The 4349-nt window shown below is 53.7% G+C and carries 3 protein-coding genes; 1 reads left to right on the top strand and 2 read right to left on the bottom strand.

The window, feature by feature from the left end; translation table 11 throughout:
• Both QCH34_RS07615 and QCH34_RS07610 read right to left on the bottom strand, forming a co-directional pair.
• Positions 1 to 978 (bottom strand): ABC transporter permease (locus QCH34_RS07615; protein WP_300332449.1); only part of this gene is annotated, 978 nt, incomplete at its 3' end.
• Positions 979 to 985: 7 nt separating this feature from the next.
• Positions 986 to 2221, bottom strand: a complete 1236-nt coding sequence (locus tag QCH34_RS07610) for a hypothetical protein (RefSeq protein ID WP_300332447.1) — start codon at positions 2219 to 2221, stop codon at positions 986 to 988.
• A 138-nt stretch (positions 2222 to 2359) separates the two neighbouring features.
• On the opposite strand from QCH34_RS07610, the gene QCH34_RS07605 reads away from it, so the two are divergent.
• A partial coding sequence (locus tag QCH34_RS07605; protein WP_300332446.1) for a PAS domain S-box protein occupies positions 2360 to 4349 on the top strand: 1990 nt, incomplete at its 3' end.

Here is a 4349-nt window from a genome sequence, read left to right as displayed (position 1 = left end):
GAAGAGGACCTGTGCAACATAGCTCCCGATGATGATCGGGTTTCTGATCCCGATTGCCTTCTGGATGCCTATCTGGCGCCGCTGGTTGATCGTCTTGATCGTGAAGACGATCCCAATCACAACAATCGCGATGATAAGGCTGACGGCAAGCGAGATTTTATCGATGATCGAGAACGTCTCCATCGAATCGGCAATCACCTGTGTCATCGCTTCATTCCAGGTCTCCACCCGCTCCTGCACCCCGAACTGAAGGAGGCGGAGCTTCACCAGATCAAGATCCTCTCCTGATTGTGCCCTGACAAGCACCTCGGTGGCTTCGGTATTCCGGGTACCAAGTACAGCATCCATCTCCTCCCACGAGATGAATGCCATATAATCGGCCTGGTAGGATTTTGTCGAGTATATCCCCTTCACGCGGTATGTCTTCAAAACCCCGTTTGCAAACATCACCTCTACCGAATCCCCAACCCTCACCCCGCCGAGCGACTCAAAGAAATCAAGGCCGGGATCTTCATGGCCCGCGACAAACTGGCCGAGCAGAATCCCGTCATCAGCAGGCGAGAGGAAATCACCCTCAACGATATGCTCATGGATCTTTGTAACTTCAATCTCATCGCGGGGATTAAACGCGGTGATCGGGATGCTCACCATCGAGCCCTCATGGCTCAGGGTGCCCCCGATGGAGTAGCGTGCCGAGGCCCGGGCAACGCCCGGCACCCGGTTCACGCGATCGAGGAGTTCGTCCACATGGAAGAGGGTTCGCTCATCACGTTCGGGGCGGATCACAATATCAGACGTGACATAATCGATCGTCTGATCATGGAAGAGGTTCACTGCCCCCCCGATGATTGCGGAGAGGAGAATCATATTCGTAAAGACCATCGCGATGATCAGGATATTCAGAAGCGTCCCCACCTTTCCCCCACGGAGAATCGCCCGTGAGGCAAGAAATATGGAGACGCGTGCTCCGGAAAGCATGAGTGATTCACTCCTTCTTCCGTTGTGAATAGAGATAGTACCCTGCTCCTGCAATCAGCACGAGAATGACAAGGGCAACAAGGGCACCTGCAACCCCCTGCTCCCTGACGACCAGTGTAAGCGGCTGTTCCATCCGGTGATCGCCATAATCATCCGAATACCCGACAGTGAGAGATGCGGGGATCTCGCCGCCTTCAGCCGCAGTCAGCCGGAAGACTGCCGGGGCATCGTTTCCGGGCCTGATCGAGCCGATGAACGTCTCCCGTTGCCCTGAAAGGGGGGCATCGAGATACGCCACAACAGATTCTGCCCGTCCGGTTCCGGTATTTTCGAGGCGGACAATCAGGTCGAATGGCTCACCCGCATCAACGGTAATTGGATCCGTTCTCACCGCAGAGACTGCAAGAGATGATGCTCCACGGACATCGACTGCACAGGCAGTGGTGATTGACGCAGTCGATCCGTCGGCCTGCTGGTAGCCGATCACAACCGGCAGCTCATAGAGGCCGGGTGCGATCTCTTTGCTGACCCGGAACGAAAGTGGGATCACCATCTCCGCACCGGGAGCAAGCACGGGCATGAAAGATGATGCAGGCCCGACAGGGGCGATCATCAGATCCCCGGATTGAACGATAACCGTGATCTCCTGTGCAGCACTCTGCCCGGTATTGGCAACAGCAAGCCCTGTTTCAAATGTCTCACCGGGCCTGACAAAAGGAAGTGCCGCCTGCGACACCTCGATCACCGGGACCTTCATCGAGAAGATCGGCATATTCACATTCACCGGGATCGGGTAGATGACGCTCTCCCCGCCCCTCACCCTGATACGGAGCTGGGGGAAATAGATCCCGCTCTTCTCCGGCGCCTGAATCAGAAATACCAGATCCATCGACTGTCCGGGTCCAAGCACCCCTGTGAAAGCCGAGTTCCCTTCCAATACCCGGATATCCCCCCGGCCATCAAAATAGACGCTTCCTATCACCAGGTAAACATCCTGGCTTTCCGATGTACTCACAGAATAGACTGATGATAGGTATGTGGACTCTGTCTGGGTTGAGGTGGAAGCTGCATTCATGATCGTAACATACACAATCGCCTGATCGCCCGGCATCACGACTGAGGGGACAAGGGTGTGATCGGTGATAATAACGGACTGCCCGGAAGCCTGTGCAACCCCTGTTAATAGGGCACTCAGAAGAATAAGGAGCATACAAAGGCGGAGGGGAATTGATACAGGCGCCATAAACAGAATCCTCATTACCATGAAAAACGACCCCCGGCATATATAATAGCTCTCTTCACCCTCCCGGAGAGAGCCATGTACAAATAAATCAGAACCGATCTCCTTAACTTCGAGAAGGATAGATATTCAAAGTAGTTCATGTCCGATCCTGGCGCCAGCTCCCCGATCCGTATCCTCTATATCGATGACGAACCTGCACTCCTTGACCTGACAAAACTCTTCCTCGAAGAGAAAGGCAGGTATTCGGTCGATATCCTCGAAGATTCTCTTGAGGCGATGGAGATTATTATGGATGGCGACTATGACGCAGTCGTCTCTGATTACCAGATGCCGTCAAAGGACGGGATTACTCTCTTAAAGGAGCTTCGGGAGGCCGGATCGACTCTCCCGTTCATCATCTTCACCGGAAAAGGGAGGGAGGATATCGTTATCGAGGCACTGAACAATGGTGCCGACTTCTATCTCCAGAAAGGCGGCAACCCCCGTGCCCAGTTTGCAGAGCTTGCCCACCAGATAGAGATGGCTGTTGCCTCAAGGAGAGCTGAGAAGAAGATCGCCGAGAGCCTTGATGAACTGAATGCCGCATATGAACAGCTCACCGCCAATGAAGAAGAGCTGAGATCGAGCTTCGAGGAGCTTTCGATACGGGAGCAGGAGATCAGGAGGAGCGAGCGGAGGCTCTCAGACATCATCAACTTCCTCCCTGACGCCACATTTGCGATCGATTCGGATGGCATTGTTATCGCCTGGAACAAGGCAATTGAGGAGATGACCGGGATCGAAGCGGATAAGGTCATCGGAAAACGAGATTACGAATACTCCCTCCTCTTCTATGGAGAGAGAAGGCCCGTTCTCATCGACTATATCCTCAAAGGGGAGCTTGACAATATACAGGGGCATTACCCGGAGATCCAAAAGAGGGGTGAGAGTGCGATCATCGAGACCGATTCCGCCCGGATGAAGGGAAATAAGAGAGTCCTCTGGGCAACGGCATCACGGTTCTATGATGATAAAGGAGAGGTGGCGGGTGCCATCGAATCGATCCGCGATATCACCGAGCAGAGGAACCAGGAACGCGAACTCCTCTCGATGCATGAGGAACTGGCATCAACAGAGGAGGAGATCCGCCAGCATCTGGATGAGGCGATCACAGCACAGGAAAAACTCAGAAAGAGCGAGGAGCGGTACCGGGGCATCTTCGAGAATACCGGCTCTGCACTTGCCATCTTCGGGCAGGATCTGACCATTCTAAGAGTCAATTCCCTCTTTGAGGAGCTCTCCGGATATACGGCTGCTGAGATCGAAGGAAAATTAAAACCCACTGCATTCATCCATCCAGAGGATATCGATCGGATAATGGAGTATCATCATGCACGCTACCAGAATGGTGACGCTCCACTCAGCTACGAGTTCCGGTTTATCAGGCGGAACGGGGAGGAGCGGATCATCTTCATCTCAATCGGGGTTTTACCAGAAGAACGGCTTTCCGTCGCCTCACTTGTGGATATCACAGAATGGAGGCGTGCTGAAGCACGGGCACAGGAACTTGTGCATATCCTTGAAGAATCAAAGAACGAGATCTTTATCTTTGATGCTGAGACACTCCGTTTCCTCTGGGTGAACAAGGGAGCCTGCAATAATCTTGGATATTCGATGGAGACGCTTGCAGGGATGACACCCCTCGATCTGAAGCCGGAATTCACACCGCAGGCATTCCGGGAGATGATTGCGCCGATGCTCGATGGGAAGAAGGAATATAATGAATTCCGGACAGTTCATCAGAGGGCAGATGGGACGCTCTATCCTGTCGAGGTTCATCTTCAGATCTCCCGCTTCCATGGAAAACCGGCGTTTGTTGCGATCATCATTGATAGAACAGATACAGCCAGGGCCGAAGAAGAATTACTGATCCGCGAGAATATCCTCTCAAAGGTGATGGAGATCCTCCCGATCGGGCTCTGGTTTGCAGATAGCGAGGGGAAGCTCACCATGGGGAACCCGGCAGGGGTTGCCATCTGGGGTGCTGAACCCCACGTGGGGATAGAAGAGTATGGGATCTTCAAAGCCCGCAGGTACCCGTCTGGCGAGGAGATCGCACCCGACGACTGGGCACTTGCCCGGAGCATAC

The sequence above is a fragment of the Methanocalculus sp. genome, from assembly GCF_029762515.1.
GTDB lineage: Archaea > Halobacteriota > Methanomicrobia > Methanomicrobiales > Methanocorpusculaceae > Methanocalculus.
The sequence above is the reverse complement of the archived record's forward strand: the minus strand, read 5'-3'. Positions and strand labels throughout refer to the sequence as shown.

Coding starts and splice junctions, on each gene's coding strand:
- QCH34_RS07610 (WP_300332447.1), bottom strand. CDS start 2,221: ATGGCGCCTGTATCAATTCCCCTCCGCCTTTGTATGCTCCTTATTCTT.